Source organism: Planococcus sp. CPCC 101016, from assembly GCF_007859295.1.
GTDB lineage: Bacteria > Bacillota > Bacilli > Bacillales_A > Planococcaceae > Planococcus.
On sequence record NZ_VOHB01000002.1, the window covers coordinates 2,323,407 to 2,341,944 of the forward strand.

General features: G+C 47.5%; 21 protein-coding genes, 1 pseudogene and 1 other annotated feature. Of the genes and pseudogenes, 1 reads left to right on the forward strand and 21 read right to left on the reverse strand.

Translation table 11 applies throughout. The annotated features are described in order from the left end of the window. Window position 1: 1 nt before the first annotated feature. The 12 genes from FQV26_RS11070 to FQV26_RS11125 form a co-directional block, all read right to left on the reverse strand. Window positions 2-517, reverse strand: coding sequence for a Spo0B domain-containing protein (locus FQV26_RS11070; RefSeq protein ID WP_146557530.1), 516 nt, complete (start codon window positions 515-517; stop codon window positions 2-4). Between the two features lie 146 nt (window positions 518-663). Continuing rightward, window positions 664-954, reverse strand: a complete 291-nt coding sequence (gene rpmA / locus FQV26_RS11075) for a 50S ribosomal protein L27 (RefSeq protein ID WP_006828764.1) — start codon at window positions 952-954, stop codon at window positions 664-666. A 13-nt stretch (window positions 955-967) separates the two neighbouring features. Continuing rightward, complete coding sequence (locus FQV26_RS11080) at window positions 968-1,297, reverse strand: ribosomal-processing cysteine protease Prp (RefSeq protein ID WP_146557531.1); 330 nt, start codon at window positions 1,295-1,297, stop codon at window positions 968-970. 2 nt (window positions 1,298-1,299) lie between these two features. Next, window positions 1,300-1,608, reverse strand: coding sequence for a 50S ribosomal protein L21 (rplU, locus tag FQV26_RS11085; protein WP_146557532.1), 309 nt, complete (start codon window positions 1,606-1,608; stop codon window positions 1,300-1,302). A gap of 14 nt (window positions 1,609-1,622) precedes the next feature. Continuing rightward, window positions 1,623-1,704: a sequence feature (ribosomal protein L21 leader region), on the reverse strand. A 220-nt stretch (window positions 1,705-1,924) separates the two neighbouring features. Next, a complete protein-coding gene (locus FQV26_RS11090; RefSeq protein WP_146557533.1) occupies window positions 1,925-2,863 on the reverse strand; it encodes a nuclease-related domain-containing protein in 939 nt (312 codons plus the stop codon). A 60-nt stretch (window positions 2,864-2,923) separates the two neighbouring features. Then, window positions 2,924-3,724: a septum site-determining protein MinD gene (minD, locus tag FQV26_RS11095; protein WP_146557534.1), complete on the reverse strand. Its 801-nt coding sequence runs from the start codon at window positions 3,722-3,724 to the stop codon at window positions 2,924-2,926. 1 nt (window position 3,725) lies between these two features. Then, complete coding sequence (gene minC / locus FQV26_RS11100; protein WP_146557535.1) at window positions 3,726-4,415, reverse strand: septum site-determining protein MinC; 690 nt, start codon at window positions 4,413-4,415, stop codon at window positions 3,726-3,728. Continuing rightward, window positions 4,415-4,945, reverse strand: coding sequence for a rod shape-determining protein MreD (mreD, locus tag FQV26_RS11105; protein WP_146557536.1), 531 nt, complete (start codon window positions 4,943-4,945; stop codon window positions 4,415-4,417). The genes minC and mreD overlap by 1 nt, the downstream gene beginning before the upstream one ends. Then, window positions 4,942-5,826: a rod shape-determining protein MreC gene (gene mreC / locus FQV26_RS11110; RefSeq protein ID WP_146557537.1), complete on the reverse strand. Its 885-nt coding sequence runs from the start codon at window positions 5,824-5,826 to the stop codon at window positions 4,942-4,944. Before mreC ends, mreD begins: the two co-directional genes overlap by 4 nt. Before the next feature lie 13 nt (window positions 5,827-5,839). Continuing rightward, entirely contained in the window at window positions 5,840-6,868 is a 1,029-nt protein-coding gene (locus FQV26_RS11115) for a rod shape-determining protein (RefSeq protein WP_146557538.1), read from the reverse strand. A gap of 94 nt (window positions 6,869-6,962) precedes the next feature. Next, entirely contained in the window at window positions 6,963-7,655 is a 693-nt protein-coding gene (gene radC, locus FQV26_RS11120; protein ID WP_146557539.1) for a RadC family protein, read from the reverse strand. Then, entirely contained in the window at window positions 7,649-8,257 is a 609-nt protein-coding gene (locus FQV26_RS11125) for a Maf family protein (RefSeq protein WP_146557540.1), read from the reverse strand. The genes radC and FQV26_RS11125 overlap by 7 nt, the downstream gene beginning before the upstream one ends. A 386-nt stretch (window positions 8,258-8,643) precedes the next feature. On the opposite strand from FQV26_RS11125, the gene FQV26_RS11130 reads away from it, so the two are divergent. After that, complete coding sequence (locus tag FQV26_RS11130) at window positions 8,644-10,170, forward strand: AbgT family transporter (RefSeq protein WP_146557541.1); 1,527 nt, start codon at window positions 8,644-8,646, stop codon at window positions 10,168-10,170. 38 nt (window positions 10,171-10,208) lie between these two features. Here the strand turns inward: FQV26_RS11130 and FQV26_RS11135 are convergent, their stop codons facing one another. The 9 genes and pseudogenes from FQV26_RS11135 to FQV26_RS11175 all read right to left on the reverse strand — a co-directional run. Beyond that, the gene (locus tag FQV26_RS11135) at window positions 10,209-10,964 is read right to left on the reverse strand and encodes a prepilin peptidase (protein WP_146557542.1); all 756 of its coding nucleotides are present in this window, start codon (window positions 10,962-10,964) and stop codon (window positions 10,209-10,211) included. Between the two features lie 325 nt (window positions 10,965-11,289). Continuing rightward, window positions 11,290-12,051, reverse strand: a complete 762-nt coding sequence (locus FQV26_RS11140) for a pilus assembly protein PilO (protein ID WP_146557543.1) — start codon at window positions 12,049-12,051, stop codon at window positions 11,290-11,292. Then, window positions 12,048-12,821: a fimbrial assembly protein gene (locus FQV26_RS11145; RefSeq protein ID WP_146557544.1), complete on the reverse strand. Its 774-nt coding sequence runs from the start codon at window positions 12,819-12,821 to the stop codon at window positions 12,048-12,050. Before FQV26_RS11145 ends, FQV26_RS11140 begins: the two co-directional genes overlap by 4 nt. Window positions 12,822-12,827: 6 nt before the next feature. Beyond that, entirely contained in the window at window positions 12,828-13,766 is a 939-nt protein-coding gene (gene pilM / locus FQV26_RS11150) for a type IV pilus biogenesis protein PilM (RefSeq protein WP_146557545.1), read from the reverse strand. A gap of 63 nt (window positions 13,767-13,829) precedes the next feature. Then, entirely contained in the window at window positions 13,830-14,252 is a 423-nt protein-coding gene (locus FQV26_RS11155) for a prepilin-type N-terminal cleavage/methylation domain-containing protein (RefSeq protein WP_146557546.1), read from the reverse strand. A 132-nt stretch (window positions 14,253-14,384) separates the two neighbouring features. After that, window positions 14,385-15,596: a type II secretion system F family protein gene (locus FQV26_RS11160; RefSeq protein ID WP_146557547.1), complete on the reverse strand. Its 1,212-nt coding sequence runs from the start codon at window positions 15,594-15,596 to the stop codon at window positions 14,385-14,387. Window position 15,597: 1 nt separating this feature from the next. Beyond that, window positions 15,598-16,641, reverse strand: coding sequence for a type IV pilus twitching motility protein PilT (locus tag FQV26_RS11165; protein WP_146557548.1), 1,044 nt, complete (start codon window positions 16,639-16,641; stop codon window positions 15,598-15,600). A 3-nt stretch (window positions 16,642-16,644) separates the two neighbouring features. Beyond that, window positions 16,645-18,303 (reverse strand): GspE/PulE family protein, encoded by a 1,659-nt coding sequence (locus FQV26_RS11170; RefSeq protein ID WP_146557549.1) that lies wholly within the window; start codon window positions 18,301-18,303, stop codon window positions 16,645-16,647. 22 nt (window positions 18,304-18,325) lie between these two features. Further along, window positions 18,326-18,538 (reverse strand): annotated as a pseudogene (locus FQV26_RS11175) (hypothetical protein); the annotation flags it as partial.

Genomic DNA, 18,538 nt, shown 5'->3' on the forward strand with positions numbered 1-18,538 from the left:
ATTATCCCTCCATCTGTGCACGAACAGCTATCAATGTGCTGTCTTCGCTGCACTCTTTTCGTACCGTAAATCCGTGTGTCTCCAAAACGTCCAAATCCAGCCAATTTCCTGGACATGTAATTGTCATTTCAAAAGATGCTGCGCTGGATGCCAACAAAATCGAGCCGTAAAATGCCTGATATGGATTCAGGCGCTGTTTAGCTGATTCAACGAAATGCTCCAGAAAGCGCCGAAACTCTGCATCCAAATGCGTAGGTGCCTTTAAGGCTGGACACTCCACATGAAAATTAAATCCAGGAAAACGCCAATTTGCAGTCAACAGCCATTCCTCTGTCAGCGGCAATCCAATGTCGGAGAGCCGGCTGGCATGCATAGCCGCTTCGGCATGCGAACGAATTATCGCCTGTGCCTCTTGAGGACGGCCAAGATCCAAATTCATTTTGATCAATTGCAATTCATTTAAAAAATCATGGCGCGCATGCCGAAGCGATTGTGCCACTGTGAGTGTTTTTTCCATAAGTCACGTCCCGGTTCAGCTTCTTATTCCAGTATACCAAGAGATTGCGGTAAATTCCTAAAATAATGCGTTCAGCCCGCCTCAGGAACCTGTCTTATTGTTATCAAAAGAAAAAGGACTGCGAAAGCAGCCCTTTTCGTTTTGTATTAAGCTTCTTGTGCAACTGGATATACGCTAACTTTTTTCTTATCGCGTCCGTAACGTTCAAAACGTACGACTCCGTCGATTTTAGAGAAAAGTGTATCGTCTCCACCGCGTCCAACGTTCTCACCTGGATAAATTTTAGTCCCGCGTTGACGGTATAAAATCGAACCACCAGTAACTTCTTGGCCGTCTGCACGTTTTGCGCCAAGGCGTTTAGATTCTGAGTCACGTCCGTTTCTCGTTGAACCTACACCTTTTTTAGATGCAAAAAACTGAAGATCTAATCTTAACATTCTGTCCCACCTCCTAAGCTGTGAAGGTTATTTTAATATATTCTTCATAGTCTTGTTCAATCGTTTTCAGTGAAACGATCATCGCGCGTACCAGCAGTTGAACCTGCTCGTCCGTCTTCTCATCCAGGTTCTCCGGAAAACCGACTTTTAAAAAGCCGCTGTTTGCCTGCTGAATGTCAGGTTCGATTCCCGTCAGCTCCATGATGGCGTTCACCGCTCCAAATGAGACAGCAGACGCTCCAGCACATACGAGGTCTTGCCCGTGTTCAGCATAATCCGCATGGCCTGACATTTCAAATGACGAAATGCGTTTTGACGTTTCTTTTACAGTTACTCGTATCATTCTTACAGGTTGATCGCATCGACAGTCAATTTCGTGTATGGCTGACGGTGACCTTGTTTTTTATGGTAGTTCTTTTTAGCTTTGTATTTGAAGACTGTGATTTTTTTCTGTTTACCGTTTTTTACAACTTTAGCAGTAACAGTAGCTCCTTCAACAAAAGGAACACCCACTTTAGTATCGTCTCCACCTACAAATAGAACTTTGTCAAATGTGATAACATCCCCAGCTTCTCCGTTCAATTTCTCAACGTAGATCTCTTGGCCTGCTTCAACTTTGATTTGTTTTCCACCAGTTTCAATAATCGCGTACATATCCTTGCACCTCCTCTTAGACTAAGACTCGCCTATTCAGGTGACCCGCCGGAGCGAATTCTTAAAGTAACCTGATTCGAGCGGTTGTAGCACGGTGCGCTACAAACATAACATTAGAATAATACCATGGGAGAACCTGTTGCGTCAATAGAAAATGTTATGTTTCGAGAAATTGGTTGGAGATGATTGGTTGATTGCTGGTGAGGTGCGGAGTTTCGTTGTTGAGGTGCGGTTATCTTGGTGCGAGGTGCGGTCTTTGCTGTTTGAGGTGCGGTTACCGGCCTGCGAGGTGCGGTCTTGCTCGTTTGAGGTGCGGTCAGCGATAGACACAGCTAAAATAGTTCCGCAATAGCTCCCGGTTCTCGACAATCCGGCGCTTGCCGCGCACATGGCTTTGAAGAGCTGTCTTTTCCAGCAGCCGGTAGAGAATGTATTTGTTTTCTATACCAAGCAAACGGTAAGCCGATGCCGTATCAAGTTCACTGCCGAACAGCACGGCGTATTCCTGGAGAGTCACTTCATGCGCATCCCGTGAATAAAATCCGCAGACGCTGCAATTCCATTTGCGCTCCCGCCAATCGAGCGAACTCTTCCGGCACGTTGGACAAGTCACGCCGAGTCGCAAGGATTCAAAGGCGATGTTGTGGCGCTCGAGCCAGTGGCGGCTGGAATTCCAAGCCGGCAACCCTGTCAGCTTGGATGACAGCGCCGCTGCATCGAAAAGTGCCACACCTTTTGCCAACTCTTCGAGATGAAATGGCAAGTAATCGAGTGACACGATTGGATAATGCTTCGGAGCCTCTACCACTTTTCCGGAACGGCTCGCCAGAACAATAACGCCTTGAACAGCAATACCGAGAAAACTGCTGACTGCTCGCACTGCTCGGTGCAGCTGCGCTTCCGGATTGCGCATTCCTTCCCTGCGACCGTCGACAATTCGGTGAAACTGGAAATTTACCGAATCAAAATAAAATTCGCCAATCATATTCTTCACTTCCAGCACACAGACAAATTCTTCATGAACCAGCAGCAGATCGATTTGTGCCATGCCGTCCTTATACGGGATATGCACATCATTCAAAAAAATCGCTTTACCCGGCAAATTCAATTCTCTCTTCAATAAAGCGGCCGTGCGCTGCTCACCACTTGCACCCGCCAGAGAATTTTTCAACTCAGATAAAACCGTGGATTTCGACTCGTGCCTCTCCGGCAATCGTTCCGCTGCGATCATCTGTGCCAATAAAAAGTCGTTCATACAATACCTCCCCAAAGTTTTAAAAAAGCCCCCGCTTTATCAGCGGAGGCTCTAGAAATCTTATTTAGTGAAAACAGCTTTGATTTTTGTGAACAAGCTCGGTGGCGCTTTTTCCATGCTCATCAATGGGACCGACTCTCCGAGCAGGCGGCGCGCAATATTGCGGTAGCCGAGTGCAGCGGTGTTCGACGGATCCATGACGATCGGTTCGCCTTTGTTTGAGCTCGAGATAACGCGTTCGTCATCTGCGATGATGCCCAAAAGATCGATTGACAAGTGAGTCGTGATTTCATTGATATCCAGCGCTTCTCCCGCTTTCATCAAATGTGGACGGATGCGGTTGATGATCAATCGCGGTGCGTCGATGTTCTCTTCCAGTTCCAAAAGTCCGATGATACGGTCAGCGTCGCGGACAGCTGAAATTTCAGGTGTCGTCACGACAATCGCGTGATCTGCTCCGACAACGGCGTTCTTGTACCCCTGCTCGATTCCGGCTGGGCAATCGATGAGGACGAAATCATAGTCTTTCTTTAATTCGAACACCAATTCTTTCATTTGTTCCGGATTGACATCATTTTTGTCAGCAGTTTGAGCCGCCGGTAAAAGGTACAGCATGTCTTCAAAACGCTTGTCTTTGACGAGTGCCTGATGCACTTTGCAGCGGCCTTCCAGCACATCGATCAAATCATAGATGATGCGGTTTTCTAACCCTAGGATGACGTCGAGGTTGCGCAATCCGATGTCCGTGTCGATCAGGCATACTTTTTTCCCTTGAAGAGCCAATGCAGTGCCGAGGTTGGCGGTTGTCGTCGTTTTACCGACGCCTCCCTTGCCTGATGTAATTACGATAGCTTCTCCCACACTAGCTTCCTCCTTTAAACGTTGAAATTTGCGGACGGATAAACCGCAATTCCTGCAAACGGTCAATGATGATCGTGCCGTTTGTATGTAAATAAGCACATTCCATTTCCGGTTGTTCCGATAGACTGGACAATTCGTCCGTCATCGTTTCCAGTTCGTCGTCGATTTTCAATTGCGTCGCTTCCAGCCACGATGCGGCAATGACCGCGTCGCGATTGCCTTTGGTTCCGGCATGCGCCGCACCTTTTAAGCGGCCCAGTACATAAACACTGCCGCCTGCTTCGACGCGGCCGTTCGGGTTGACATCGCCGATGACGACTAAATCGCCTTCCGCTTTGACGACCTGTCCGGAGCGCACAATGCCGACGTAAGTTTCCGACTGGCTTTCACGAATCAGCTGATCGCTTTTTTCAACCGTCAGAATGTCACTGGTCGTCGCTACCACCTTCAGATGAGGATTGGTTTGGACCACTTCGCTCAATTCCTGGATCTGGCTGTCGGTGCAATAGCGTTTATTCAGATGCACCGTCACTTCGGTATCACTGTCAAGCGCAGGATCCGACACTTTCGTCTTTAACTCGGCCAATAGATCAGTGTAAGCACATTGGTCATCGAGATACAGCACAAGCCCTTTATTTTTCCCTTTAATCGTAACGAGATTCTTCAAAAAATGTGTCACCTGCGCTTTCATTAATATAACCCTATCTTATTGTCACGCTCTGATAATTGCGTGACCATCACCGACTTGAAAACCCATCCCAGCATCACCAAAAAAATGGAGTTGGCGACCATTGTCGGCCATAGCCGAGTTGTTAAAAACGTACCCAGCGGCATTCCTGTTAAGGAGATAAGCAGGAAGAACTGATAAAGCAGAAATTCGAATACAGCCAATAAAACAAGCGTCAGCAAAGTTGCCGATAATAAATTCCGGGGTACCCTTTTGAACACAGCTGCTGCAGCCAGACAAATGGCTGGATACAAAAAAGAATATAATCCAATAATATCAATGTAAAAGACATCATACAAGAGCCCGAAAAATAATCCGTAAAACATGGCGTGCTTCAAATCATAATAAAGCGTCAGGAAAATCAGGAACATAATCAGGAAACGCGGCACAATATAATTCCATTCCCCACCGACATTAAGCGGTGAAAAAAGACCGAAAACCGGTTCCATGAAAAACAGGACGAGGCAGATCAACGGGATCAGGAAACGGATCATGATTCATCGTCCCCTGTCACGCCATTGTCTTCCCCGTCCACTTCCGGCACTACACGGTCCGCAATGATAACGTGGTTCAACAGTGAAAAATCAGCTGCCGGTTTAACGTAAGCAAGCTTCGTCAGACCAAACTCATCAATAGTAATTTCCGTAATCGTGCCGATCAAAATGCCTTTCGGGAAAATGCCGCCCAGTCCGCTGGATACGACCTGGTCACCTTCCTTTAATTCGATGTCGGCGTCAATCCGCTTCAACAACAATTCGCGGCGCTCCGCATCATAGCCTTCGATCAGTCCGAAAACATCCTTCGCACCACCGACGACCATTGCCGACACGCGGTAATTCGGATTGAGTGTGGAAATCAATTCAACAGTGGAAGTAGTGGGCGTCGTCAGCGTCACTTTGCCAATCAGCCCTCTTGCAGTCATGACAGCCATATTCTCCGCCACTCCATGATTGGATCCGCGGTTCAAAATGAGTTTCTCTTCCCACTGATCCGGATTCCGTGCAATCACAGTCGCCTGAATCGGGTTGTAATCCCGCAGGTCTTCTTCTTTTCCTACAATTTGTTTCAATTCTTCATTTTCAGAACGCAAGTCCTTGACTTCAGCCTGCACGCCCGCAAATTCCTCTAAGCGCGTTTTCAGATGCTGGTTTTCTTCAAATGTATTCAGCAAAGAATCGACATTATCAAAAATTCCAGTGACAAAATGAGCAGGGCGTGAAAATACCGACTGCCCGGCTCCAACTGCATCTTTTATAATTTGTTCCGGCAGCGACACATTGCCGCGGTCACGGAGCGAAAAAGAAATTAGTGCAACGAGCAGGATGACACCCAACAGCAGCAAAATCAGCCGCTTGTTCGTTAAAAGCTGTGGCATATTGCCATCCTCCTTATTTAATTGATAACTGGCGGCGGAATTGCTCCATATTCTCCAAAGCTTTGCCGGTGCCAAGTGCAACACAATCCAATGGATTTTCGGCAATAAAGACCGGCATGGACGTTTCAGCTGAAATGACGCGGTCGAGGTTTTTAAGCAAAGCCCCTCCGCCTGTCAGAACGATGCCGTTTTCCATGACATCCGAGCTTAACTCAGGGGGAGTCTTTTCGAGCGTCGCTTTGACGCCAGCAATAATGGCTTCGACCGATTCACTCAAAGCTTCCGCAATTTCCTCGGAAGTGACTTGCAGTGTTTTCGGAAAGCCAGTCAAAAGGTCACGCCCGCGAATTTCCATGGTGATGCCTTTATCCGACTCATCTATGATGCGTGCAGAACCGATTCCGACTTTCAACGCTTCTGCTGTTCGTTCACCGATCAAGACATTATAGGTTTTGCGGATATACTGGGTAATTTCTGTATCCAATGCATCACCCGCTACCCGGATCGATTCACTTGAAACGATGCCGCCCAAAGAGATGACCGCTACTTCAGTCGTTCCGCCTCCAATATCGACGACCATACTGCCTATAGGTTCCCAAACCGGCAAATCAGCACCGATTGCTGCTGCAAACGGTTCTTCGATCGTGAACGCTTCACGCGCACCGGCTCCCCGAGCAGCGTTCAAAACAGCACGCTGTTCGACAGACGTAATGCCGTAAGGGACACAAATCATGACAGTGCCGCTTTTCCATTTGCCGCCGCTCGCTTTTGCAGCCTCGGTGATATAATGCTTGATCATTGTCAGCGTTGTATCGTAATCGGCAATGACGCCGTCACGCATTGGACGAATCGCAACGATCGAGCTTGCCGTACGGCCCATCATATTCTTTGCCTGGCTGCCGACCGCTACGATTTCGCCGGTCTTTTTATTTTGAACGACAACGGAAGGTTCCCGAAGAACGATTCCTTTGCCTTTGATATACACCAATGTATTTGCAGTACCTAAGTCAATTCCAATATCTTTTGAACCAAATCCAAGCACAAGTTTTCTTCCTTTCTATAACAAGCCGATATTTCGGCAATTGCGTTGACACAATACCACTCATTATAGACGAAAAGAAAAAAAATAAACAGTGCTACATGAACCCCTTTTCTTTCAAGGAAATGAATTGGTGATCTCCGATGATGACATGGTCGAGCAGTTCGATGCCGATGATGCTGCCGGCTTCCACGAGCCGTTTCGTGACGTCAATGTCTTCCGGAGATGGCGCCGGATTGCCCGACGGATGGTTGTGGGCACAAACGATCGAAGCAGAAGAGCGCCGCACGGCTTCACGGAAAATTTCACGGGGGTGGACGATGGAGGCATTCAGGCTGCCGACAAAAATGGTCTGCCGGTGCATTACCTGATTCTTGATGTTGAGGAACAAGACGACAAAATGTTCTTGTTTCAGAGACGTCATATCGGTCATTAAATAAGAAGCTGCGTCTTTCGGGGATCGGATGGTGAATTTCGTATCGGTTTGCTTTGACGACAGGCGTCGGCCGAGTTCTACAGCTGCAAGCAGCTGAACGGCTTTTGCCTGACCGATGCCATTGATCGCCACCATCTCTTCAATGGTGGCATTTTTCAATTCCTGGATTTGTTCAAAGTGAGTCAGAACCCGGTTCGCCAGATGCAATACCGATTCCTGGCGGCTGCCAGTGCGCAGCAAAATCGCAATCAGCTCCTGATTGGATAAAGCCGCCGCTCCCTGGTTGACGAGTCGTTCGCGGGGGCGGTCGGCGATATGGACGTCGCGGATCATCAAAGGCGCTTCGTTCAGCATCGGACTTCGCTCCCTTCTAAGGAAATAAACCCTGCCGCAGCAAGTTTCTGTGCCAATCCTGCTACCGGCAAGCCCACTACTGCATTGTAATCGCCTTGTATTTCTTTGACAAATAAACCCGATATCGTTTGGATGCCATAAGCACCTGCCTTATCGTAAGGATCTTCGATCTTAATGTAGGCATCAATCCATGCTTCCGGCAATTCAAAGAATGTCACTTTGACCGCTTCATGAAAAGTCAGCTCGCTGTCTCCTTGGACTACGGTCACGGCCGTGATCACTTCGTGTGTGCGGCCCGATAATTTCTGCAAATAGCTTTTTGCTTGTGCTTGGCTTTTAGGTTTCAATAAAATCTCGCCCCCCAGCACGACGATGGTGTCAGAACCGATAACGACCGCATCTTTATTCTCTTCTGCAACTTCCTGTGCTTTTTGTGCAGCACAGGCCAGCACATAACCGAGGGCCGTTTGAAATTCTGTTGGATCGGGTTCGTCTTTGGTACTCGGGATCACATTAAAATCAGCGCCCAGTAAGTCAAGCAGCTCTTGTCGACGCGGCGATTGCGAAGCTAATATGAGGGGGAAATTGGATTTGAATTTCATATATAGAATCTCTCCTTTTTCATGAATCATACCACCTTCATTAGGCCTCAACAAACTGTGAAAAATAAAATTTGCATTGTATAGAGCATTCAAATATCATTTTTGCCTTGTCTTTTCTTCTCCTTCCTGCAGCTCCTGCCATTGAAAATTCATATTTGCTTTTTTTACCGAGTATCTTTCCGGTGGCCGCTTCAATAGGGGTTTTTGTATTACTCATAAAATCAACTTAATATTATTCAAAATTAACATTATTAGCACTTTTCGTGAGAGGTTTATTTTATAAAAACTAAGCTTTATACTTTAATTTGGTTTTCAATTTCTGAAAATTATTATTTCAAAAAACAAATAATGATTTTCAATCAACATTCAGAAAAGGAGCTGTCTTTTTGAAGACAAAACGTAAAGGGTTATTTCAGAAATCGCTGGATCGCATCGAATTTATCGGCAACAAACTGCCTCATCCCGTAACTTTGTTCGCGCTGCTCGCATTTGCTGTTCTCGTCGTTTCGGCAATCATTTCAGCAATCGGCATCACTGTTGAACATCCAGGGCAGGAAGGCGAAATCATTGCAGGCAAGAATCTGCTGAATGCAGAAGGCATTCAATACATATTCGCAAGCATGGTTGACAATTTCATCGGTTTTGCTCCGCTTGGCGTTGTTCTCGTTACGATGCTGGGTATCGGAATTGCGGAACGTACAGGACTCATCAGTGCCGTATTGAGAGCATTTGTCCTATCCGTTCCGAAGTTCTTGATCACAGGAGGGCTGGTATTTGCAGGAATCATGTCGAGTGTTGCATCCGACGCCGGTTATGTCGTCTTGCCGCCGCTTGGAGCCGTCATTTTTGCAGCGCTTGGTCGCCATCCATTGGCAGGTCTTGCTGCCGCATTTGCTGGTGTTTCCGCCGGATTCTCAGCGAACCTGCTGCTGTCGGCAACAGATGCTATGCTTGGTGAAATGACAATCGCCGCTGCTGCCATCATTGACCCAACCTATGCGGAAGGCATGAATATTGCGATGAACTATTACTTCATCATCGCTTCAGTCTTCATGCTGACAATTGTCGGTGCAATCGTCACGGAAAAAGTGGTCGAACCGCGTCTTGGCGAATACAATGGCCAATACCGCGAAGAGTTGAAAGGACTGACTGCAGAAGAGAAAAAAGGCCTTCTATGGGCCGGAATCTCTGTCTTGATCGGAATCATTCTGACTGCATTGTTAATTGTTCCTGAGAACGGCATACTGCGTGGCGAAAACGGCAATATTGTCCAGTCGCCCTTTATGAGTTCATTGGTGCCGATTATCACGATCCTCTTCTTTATCCCGGGATTGTTTTACGGCATCGCCACTAAAAATATCCGCAGCGATAAAGACGTTGCGGCGCATTTAACGGATACGATGGCAGCCATGGGCATGTTCATCGTGCTGGCGTTCACCGCCGGCCAATTCGTTGCCTATTTCACGGAATCCAATATCGGTATGGTTCTTGGGGTATATGGTGCTGAAGCATTGGAAGCCGCTAACTTGACGGGAATTCCATTGATTCTTGGGTTTATTCTGGTCACAGGGATCATTAATTTGTTTATCGGTTCGGCTTCTGCCAAATGGGCCATGATGGCTCCGGTCTTCGTGCCGATCATGATGCAGCTTGGCTATTCACCAGAGCTTACGCAAATGGCCTATCGCATCGCAGATTCGTCAACCAATATCATTACGCCGCTGATGACCTATTTCGCCATCATCATCGCCTTTGCCCAGAAATACGATAAGAAAATGGGAATCGGGACTTTGATTTCGGTCATGTTCCCGTACTCCATCTTCTTTATGATCGTCTGGTCATTGATGCTGATCGTTTGGATGCTGTTCGGCATTGATCTTGGTCCGGCATCACCGATCCTTTATTCAAAATAAAATCATAAAAAGCTCAAGGGAAATTCCCTTGAGCTTTTTTATATCCAAAAATTCCAATACCACGCAAGCATGGCGTCGCCCCAGAAATAAACGATGACAGCCGCAGCTGCAATCGATGGGCCGAACGGAATCGGCGTCTTCCGCCCTTTTTTCGTGACGCGCAATTGAATGATGCCGACAATCGCACCGATAAACGACGCAATGAATAAAGTCATCAGGGTGCCGGCCGTACCGAGCACGAGGCCGATGACGAAGAACAATTTGATGTCGCCGCCGCCCATGCCGCCTTTAGAGACGATCGCGATTAGGAACAACAACGAAAAACCAATTGCCGCACCGAGCAAACTGTCCCACCATGGGTCGAGCGGAATCGCCAGCCGAAGCCCGAGCAATACAACCGCGAAAGGCAGCAGCACCTTGTCAGGAATCAGCATATAGGCGATGTCCGATACGGTGATGATGACCAGCATGGAGACGAACAAGATGGCGACGATCAATTCCGGCGTAAAACCGAAAACCAAGTACGATGCCACAAATAAAATCGCCGTGACCGCTTCCATCAGCGGATAGACCCAGTGAATTTTCGAGCCGCACGTCCGGCATTGGCCTTTCAGAAACAAATAGGAGAAAACCGGCACAAGGTCGATTGCCGTCAACCGCCGTTCGCAGTTCGTGCAATGCGACGGCGGATAAGCGATCGATTCTTTTTTCGGCACACGCAAGCCGACGACATTAAAAAACGAGCCGAAAACGAGACCGAACAGTGAAATGAACACAGAATAAGTCAATACCATAGAAACCCTCTTTGCTTTAGTTTTTTGTGGTTGAAGAAATTGCTTCATTTTGACGCGCGACGAGGCAGTGCAGCAATACAAGAGCATCTAATGCATGCTTTTCGCAGGCGAAAAGCGATCGACAGAGCTTTTGTTTGTGGAATACGCGTTTTATTTGCAGAATCTGCTCGTTTATTTGCGGAATCCTGGGTTTATTTGCGCAATACCGTCGTTTGTTTGCGGAATATCATCGTTTGTTTGCAGAACGGTCTACGCGTTAGGCAAAAAAACTCTTTCATCCAACTCTACCAAAAAGAGAGAAATCGCAATGATTTCTCTCTTTCATTTATTCGCCTTCAGATGCTGCGGCATTTTCGTCGACATTGACTTCGACGTTCACATCAACATCTGGGTCTTCTTCGGGATTTTCCTCTTCAGCCAGAGCCGTTCCATCGTTTTGCGGCAACGGATTGATTTTGCCTGCCGGTGCCGGAGCATCGACTTTCGGCAAGGTGTCAGCCAATGCAATCAGGTCCGGACGGAAGTATGCGGAAAAAGTGACGTTGACATCGATCGCTTCTCCTACCTGGTCAGCAGCGGTAATTTCTTCATTGGATCCGAAATCGATGGCTTCAACGATCATGATGCGTTCCATCGCTTCGACTTCTTCAATAAAAGTGGAAATGCCCTGGTAATCGTCGGCTTTGATGGTGACAGTCGTCAGCACTTCCTGAAGGTTTTCCAAGCCTTCGACCGGAACCGGCAATTCAACCAAGCCTTCGGTGATGCCGATGTTATCGACCAAAGTATTGGAAATCAATTCAGCCTGTTCAATCTGCAGAACAATCAATTCCGTCAATGCTTCGACCGAAACTTTCTGCTGCAGTTCGCTGGTGCTGATTCTCTCGCCTTCCGGCAATTCTTTCAGCTGCGTCTGCAGCGCAATTAGTACGTCGCGTTCAGAGCTTAATGTTTGTTCAGCCTGCAGCCTTGATTCTTTAGCAGGTGCATATAAGGAAAAATAGGAATACGCCGATAATGCCAAAAGAAAGACAATGGCTAACCCAATCAACCCTTTTTCTTTTTGGCTTTTCGATAAATTGCTCATTGCCCGTCCCCTCCTGTTTCTGCTGGAGCGGTTTCAGCCGGTTCGACTGTTTCGGCAGGTGCTTCGGTTTCGGTATTGACTTCAACGTCCACTTCTACGTCTTCTGCCGGTTGTTCAACCGTTTCTTCTGCTGGCGCTTCGGTTACCGCTTCACCTTCTACAGGAACTGCGGTATCGTCTGTCGGAATGCGTTCATCGACAAAGATGAGTGTATATGTTGCTATGTAGCGCGGCATTTCCTGAATAATTGCTTCTTCGATTATAACGCCTTCTTCAGCTTCGGCAGATTCGAGTTCATTTTGCGCTACACTATCAAGCGTAGCAGACTCGATGGATTCGGATGCTTTCAGCTGCGCCAGATAATAAGCGGCTTCGCGCGCTGTATCAAATTGGACGGATAAAGTCGCCTGATCCAGACCGATATACGAGAAACTATCAAAAAAACCGCGAGATGGCAAAATTGATACCAGTTCGTCCAATAATGGAACCGTATCGAATTGATAGCTTTCTGCCCAGTCGACAGTTGCTTTTAATTGCTGTTCTTCGTTCATGCCTTGCGCCGCTTCTAATTGGGTGCGGATAGCCTCTTGTTCCGCGGCAACCTGCACAGATTGCGCTGCGAGGACCGCTTGTTCAGTTTCATGAGAGTTGGCAAGAAAAGCCAAAACCGCCCAGATGACGGCGGCCGCCAGTAAAATGGAAATCGCCGCAATGAGAAAAGCGGGACGGTCCCGTTCTTTTTGCGGCAATAAATTAATATCGACTAACATAAATCCTTACACCTCTTTCAGCGCGAGACCGATGGCCCGGTTAAAGCGTCTTGACACATCTTTTTCGTCGCCGCACGGAATGACATCGATTACGAGCGGCAGCACAGGCATTTGAAAGCGCATTTCCAGACTTTGCTGGAACAACGGCCAATCGTAGAAGTCACCGTTGCAAATAATCTTTGTAATGCCCAACTCTCCGGAATTCATGTTGTAGCGATAGAAGTTCGCCAGTTTTTCGGCTTCGATTTCAATCGACTCCATAACAGCGCTGCGGTCTGCCGAGAACGGCTCTTCAATTTCCAAATCGACCGGGCGCATGAACATTGGAAAATGTTCGTGAAAAATCGATACGGTGATTTTTTTCGATTGCAGATCGATGAGCATGATATGTTCATCTTCTTGAAAATCATGCTGCAAGTAACCAAGGCGGTATAGAGCGAGTGGCGTTATGTCTGCAACCACAGCTTTTAATTTCACCCGATCAAACGCATCTTCATAAGACTGCATGACCGATTCTTTGGAAGCGATGATGATGGCTTCCGGCTGTTCCTCATCCAAGTGGTACGGCACCACATCAAAGACGGGATCTTCGAAGGGCAAGTAAAGCGTCGAACCGATTTCAATGAAGAAATGGCCTTTCAATTCATCGGCTTCGACATCTTCGGGGTATGGTACTTTGCGGATAATAACGAATTCGTCAGGGGCGAGGAAGCGGACTGACTTCTTAGAGAGACCCCACTGATTGACAGCCTTATCGAGTTCCGAGGCCAGCGCTTCCGCGTCGATGATCTTGCCCTCTTCGATGATGCCTGCGGGAAGAAGTTGTTCTTCCGCGCAATTCAGCTCCATCGGCAGGGAGGACTTCAAATCGACATGACGGATCGCGTCTTCTTCTATTGTAATGGTGACGACGCGTGCTTTTCTCGATAAAAACGATAAGGCCATTTTTTCAGCTCCTGATTAATTGTAAATTCATTTCATTCCATACCTAGTCGCCATTCACGATATTTATTCTAGTACACTTCTACCTGCATCTAACTGAGCTTTAGTAGCACTCACACCTGTAAATGTCTCACTACCTGCTGTACCTGCAAATTCAATCGTGGTAGGAGTAGTTCCGTTATCTTTTGTAACAGTAAAACTAGTGATGTTTCCTGTGTCTTCAAGGTAATCATCTAATCCATTAGCTGCTTCGCCTCCAGCCCATCCGACTGTTGTTGCAGTTTCATTTTCTGCGAAAAATAAAGTAGCTGCAGATAATACATTTTGAGCGTCAGCCACAAGTGCATCTTCCCGAGAGTTTTGAATTATGTTGCTAATCGCTGGAATAGCGATCGCTGCAATAATCGCGATAATAACAATAACCGCTAAAAGCTCGATCAATGTCATCCCTTTTTCGTTGTTCAATTTCTTCTGAAGATACTTTTTCATTTTCTTTCCCCCTATTTTTTTACTTTTAAATACTACTTTGAGTACAGCTCAATTATAACAATAGTACCAATTTTAGCAATAGCTTTTTCTTGTTTTTTTGTAAAATATTTTAAATAGAAAATAAAAAAACCCCTACAAATTGTCTACATTCTGGAACATCTCGAACATCGGCATCATAATAGCCAGTACTATAGTCCCGACTAATGCAGCAAGGAATACGATCATCAACGGTTCAATCAAAGCTTTCAATCGGTCAGTCTCTGCTTCAACTTCTTTTTCATAGAATTCTGCTACTTTGCTGAGCATATGATCAAGGGAACCCGTCTGTTCACCGATAGAAATCATATGCGGAATGAGCGGCGGGAATGCCCAATGCTTGGTCATAGGTGCTGTTAACGAGCCTCCGCGTTCAAGTGAATCGCGCGCCGACAGGATAACTTTTGACATGACGGCGTTGCCGACCACTTTCTCAGTCATCGTCAAACATTGCAGAATCGGCACTGAACTGGAAAACAACGAACTTAACGTTCGGGTCAGGCGAGCTAAGGCTGATTTCTGCAGGATCTTGCCGAAAATCGGAATTTTCAAAAGCAAGGTATCCAGGATCATATTGCCTCTTGGATTTTTGCGCATGAGCCAAATGACGGCCACAATAGCGAGTGCACCCAGCAACAGCAAATACCAATAACCCATCACGAAGTCCGAGGCCCACATAACGATTTGCGTAATCATCGGCAATTCACCGCCAAAGCCTTCGAACATATCCGCAAACATCGGCACGATGGAAGACAAAAGAAAAATGACGACACCGATTGCCAAAATACCAACGACAACCGGATAAGACATGGCCGAGACGACTTTCTGTTTGGTCTGATAGGCTTTATCGTAATGAATCGCTAAACTCTCCAGTGAATCGTCAATGTTACCCGACATCTCTCCCGCTTTTACCAAGTTGATGGTCAAAGGTTCAAAGATCTTCGGGTATTTCGCCAAAGAATCGGATAAAGAGTTCCCTTTTCGCAGCTCATCGGCTATTTCCGATAATGCTTTGCGCAAGGCCTTGGATTCAACTTGCTGGGACAGGATGTGGATTGAATCGACAATAGTCACGCCTGCACGCATCAACGTTGAGAACTGGCGCAAGAACATGATGAACTGATCGCGTTTGACCGGATTGCCGATAACGATGTCTTTTTGCAGGGCAGTTGCCGGGATTTCGCGGATGTCGATGACACGAATGCCTTCGTCGCGAAGTTTCGCAACCGCTTCACGCCGGTTGCCCGCAATAGCGATGCCAGTTCTTATTTTCTTGCGGTCGCGGCCTTCGTATCTAAAGCGGGCCACGTCATTCCGCCCCTTTCAGGTAAGGCTGCGCGATTTCACGGGTGATCTTTCCTTTTTTCAGCAATTCCTGAACAGAAGTTTCCATCATGTGCATACCGGCCGCCCGGTTGGTCAGGATGACGTTTGGAATTTGGTGTACTTTCTCGGAACGGATCAAGTTGGCGATGGCCGGATTGGAAATCATGATTTCCGTTGCGGCAACGCGTCCTTTGCCGTCCGCGGTCGGCAATAAGCGCTGCGAAATAACGGCTTTAATAATGCCGCCAAGCTGGGTACGGATTTGGGCATGCTGTTCGTGCGGGAAAACGTCGATGATCCGTTCGATGGTCGACGCGGCACTCGAAGTATGCAGCGTGCCCATTACCAAGTGGCCGGTTTCAGCCGCGGTGATGGCGGTGGTAATCGTTTCAAGATCGCGCATCTCTCCAACTAAAATGACGTCTGGATCCTGTCTGAGCGCTGCACGCAAACCATTGGCAAATGAATTCGTATCAAAGCCGACTTCGCGCTGGTCGATGACCGAAGTTCCGTGGCGATGCATGTATTCAATCGGATCTTCTAATGTAATGATGTGTTTTGTCATATGTTCATTCATGTAGCGGATCATGGCAGCAAGCGTCGTTGATTTACCTGAGCCGGTCGGACCGGTTACGAGAATCAAACCTTGGTGCGTATCGGCTAACTTTTTCAAGGTATCGGGCATCTGCAGGTCATCAATCGTCGGAATCCGGGAAGGAATTGTTCGGAACGCATGGGAAATCGAGCCGCGCTGATGGAACGAGTTGACCCGGTAGCGTGCTACTCCGGCGATTGAATAGGAATAATCCATCTCGCCTTTTTCAAGAAAAGTGTCCCACAAGGATTCTGGCATCAATGTTTTTGCGATTGCCATGGTGTCGTCCGGCATCAGCTTTTTGTCGCCGAACTGAATCAAGGTGCCGTTCATCCTGAAAATCGGCGGAATGCCGGTGGTCATATGAATATCAGAGACATTGCGTTCTTTGGCTTCTGTCAATATATGATCGATAAATGCTGTAGTAGTCATAAGTTAATCTGTCATGGCAACGCGAAGTACTTCTTCCGTCGTTGTCATGCCCTCCTTTACTTTTAATAAGCCGTCATCGATGAGGAAGATGGTTTTATTGCGGATGGCGATTTCACGGATTTCCGCTGCAGTGCCGCCGCGATTAATAACGTCTTTGATGGCTTCGTCCACCACCAGCACCTCGTGGATTGCCATACGGCCTTTATAGCCGCTCATATTGCATTGCGGACAGCCTTTTCCGCGGGAGATGGCGTCAATCGTAAGACCACGTTTTGCGAAAATTTCTTTTTCCCGTATGGTCGCTTCCTGGATTTCACGGCAATCCCGGCAAACGCGGCGGATGAGGCGCTGTGCCACAACCGCATTCAACGAAGCTGTCACCAGGAACGGTTCGATTCCCATATCCATTAAACGGGTGATCGACGCGATTGAGTCGTTTGTGTGGATAGTGCTCAATACCAAATGCCCCGTCAAAGAAGCCCGGATGGAAATATCGGCCGTTTCTTTATCGCGGATTTCCCCCACCATGACGATATCCGGATCCTGGCGCAAAATCGACCGCAATCCCGCTGCAAACGTCAAGCCGACATTGGAGTTTACTTGAATCTGATTGATGCCTTCCAGTTGGTATTCGACCGGATCTTCAACCGTGATGATATTGACTTCTTCTGAATTGAGCTTGTTCAACGCTGCGTAGAGCGTCGATGATTTACCGGAACCGGTAGGACCTGAAATAAGAATGATGCCGTTTGGCTTATCGATTTCGCGCATAAAACGCTGCATGTTGATGTCGTTAAAGCCGAGCTTTGAAATATCGGTGAGGTTTTGGCTCAAATCCAAAATCCGCATAACGATTTTTTCTCCAAAAACGGTCGGAAGCGACGACACCCGCAAATCGATGGCACGGAAATCGACCGTAGTTTTGATTCGTCCATCCTGCGGAATGCGGTTCTCGGTAATATCTAAGTTTGCCAGAATTTTAATGCGCGCTGTGATCATCTGCTGCATCGTCTTCGGCAAGATCCGTTCCGTACGAAGCGTCCCGTCAATCCGGTAACGCACGAGGATGCGGTTTTCCTGCGGATCAAAATGGACATCGCTGGCTTTTTGCGAAACGGCATTTGACAGGATTTGATTGACCAGGCGGACAATTGGCGCATCCAAGTCATTCAAATCATTCTGCTGTTCTTCGGCTGCCTGCGGCAATTCTTCCAATAATTCATCATAAGATTCTTCGTCGTAGTATTTCGCAATTGTTCGAACGATGTCTTCTTTGGAAGCGATCGTCGGCTCAATTTGGAAACCCGTCGTCAACCGGAGATCATCGATGGTAATGAAATCCGTCGGATCATTCATCGCTATAAACAGCCGGTCACCTTCTGTTTTCAAAGGCACCAGCAGCTTGCGCTTGGCGAATTCCTTCGGAACCACATTGAATAGCATCGGATCGAACGGATAGCGGAACAGTGAAACATGCGGAATCCCTAACTGTACTTCCAATGTCTCAATCAATTGCTGCTCGGTGATAATGCCGCGCTGAAGCAAGGCGTCGCCAAGTTTTTGATCGTTCTGTTTGCCATTCAGCGTTTCCTGCAAATCCGCTTGTGTCAATAATCCTTGCTCGACTAATATATCGCCTAACCTTCTTCTGACAACTGCCAATTCGATCTCTCCTTCCGTGCACTTACTCTGTCACTAAATTGCCGCCTTTATCGTAGACAGGCTCTTGTTCTTTTTCATCGGCATCTCCAGCTGGAGCTGGTGTTGCCGGTACGTCATGGATGCCATCACCATTCCCATCAATAAACCCGGGTTGGCCGGCTATCGGAACTGTAGGCGTTGCCGCAACGCCATCGTGGACGCCGTCTCCATTCACATCAACAAAGCCAGGTTGACC

What these genes read in the sequence shown, in the direction of transcription:
- FQV26_RS11070 (WP_146557530.1), bottom strand. Translation starts at nt 517, where the DNA reads ATGGAAAAAACACTCACAGTGGCACAATCGCTTCGGCATGCGCGCCAT.
- rpmA (WP_006828764.1), bottom strand. Translation starts at nt 954, where the DNA reads ATGTTAAGATTAGATCTTCAGTTTTTTGCATCTAAAAAAGGTGTAGGT.
- FQV26_RS11080 (WP_146557531.1), bottom strand. Translation starts at nt 1,297, where the DNA reads ATGATACGAGTAACTGTAAAAGAAACGTCAAAACGCATTTCGTCATTT.
- rplU (WP_146557532.1), bottom strand. Translation starts at nt 1,608, where the DNA reads ATGTACGCGATTATTGAAACTGGTGGAAAACAAATCAAAGTTGAAGCA.
- FQV26_RS11090 (WP_146557533.1), bottom strand. Translation starts at nt 2,863, where the DNA reads ATGAACGACTTTTTATTGGCACAGATGATCGCAGCGGAACGATTGCCG.
- minC (WP_146557535.1), bottom strand. Translation starts at nt 4,415, where the DNA reads ATGAAAGCGCAGGTGACACATTTTTTGAAGAATCTCGTTACGATTAAA.
- mreD (WP_146557536.1), bottom strand. Translation starts at nt 4,945, where the DNA reads ATGATCCGTTTCCTGATCCCGTTGATCTGCCTCGTCCTGTTTTTCATG.
- mreC (WP_146557537.1), bottom strand. Translation starts at nt 5,826, where the DNA reads ATGCCACAGCTTTTAACGAACAAGCGGCTGATTTTGCTGCTGTTGGGT.
- radC (WP_146557539.1), bottom strand. Translation starts at nt 7,655, where the DNA reads ATGCTGAACGAAGCGCCTTTGATGATCCGCGACGTCCATATCGCCGAC.
- FQV26_RS11125 (WP_146557540.1), bottom strand. Translation starts at nt 8,257, where the DNA reads ATGAAATTCAAATCCAATTTCCCCCTCATATTAGCTTCGCAATCGCCG.
- FQV26_RS11135 (WP_146557542.1), bottom strand. Translation starts at nt 10,964, where the DNA reads ATGGTATTGACTTATTCTGTGTTCATTTCACTGTTCGGTCTCGTTTTC.
- FQV26_RS11140 (WP_146557543.1), bottom strand. Translation starts at nt 12,051, where the DNA reads ATGAGCAATTTATCGAAAAGCCAAAAAGAAAAAGGGTTGATTGGGTTA.
- FQV26_RS11145 (WP_146557544.1), bottom strand. Translation starts at nt 12,821, where the DNA reads ATGTTAGTCGATATTAATTTATTGCCGCAAAAAGAACGGGACCGTCCC.
- pilM (WP_146557545.1), bottom strand. Translation starts at nt 13,766, where the DNA reads ATGGCCTTATCGTTTTTATCGAGAAAAGCACGCGTCGTCACCATTACA.
- FQV26_RS11155 (WP_146557546.1), bottom strand. Translation starts at nt 14,252, where the DNA reads ATGAAAAAGTATCTTCAGAAGAAATTGAACAACGAAAAAGGGATGACA.
- FQV26_RS11165 (WP_146557548.1), bottom strand. Translation starts at nt 16,641, where the DNA reads ATGACTACTACAGCATTTATCGATCATATATTGACAGAAGCCAAAGAA.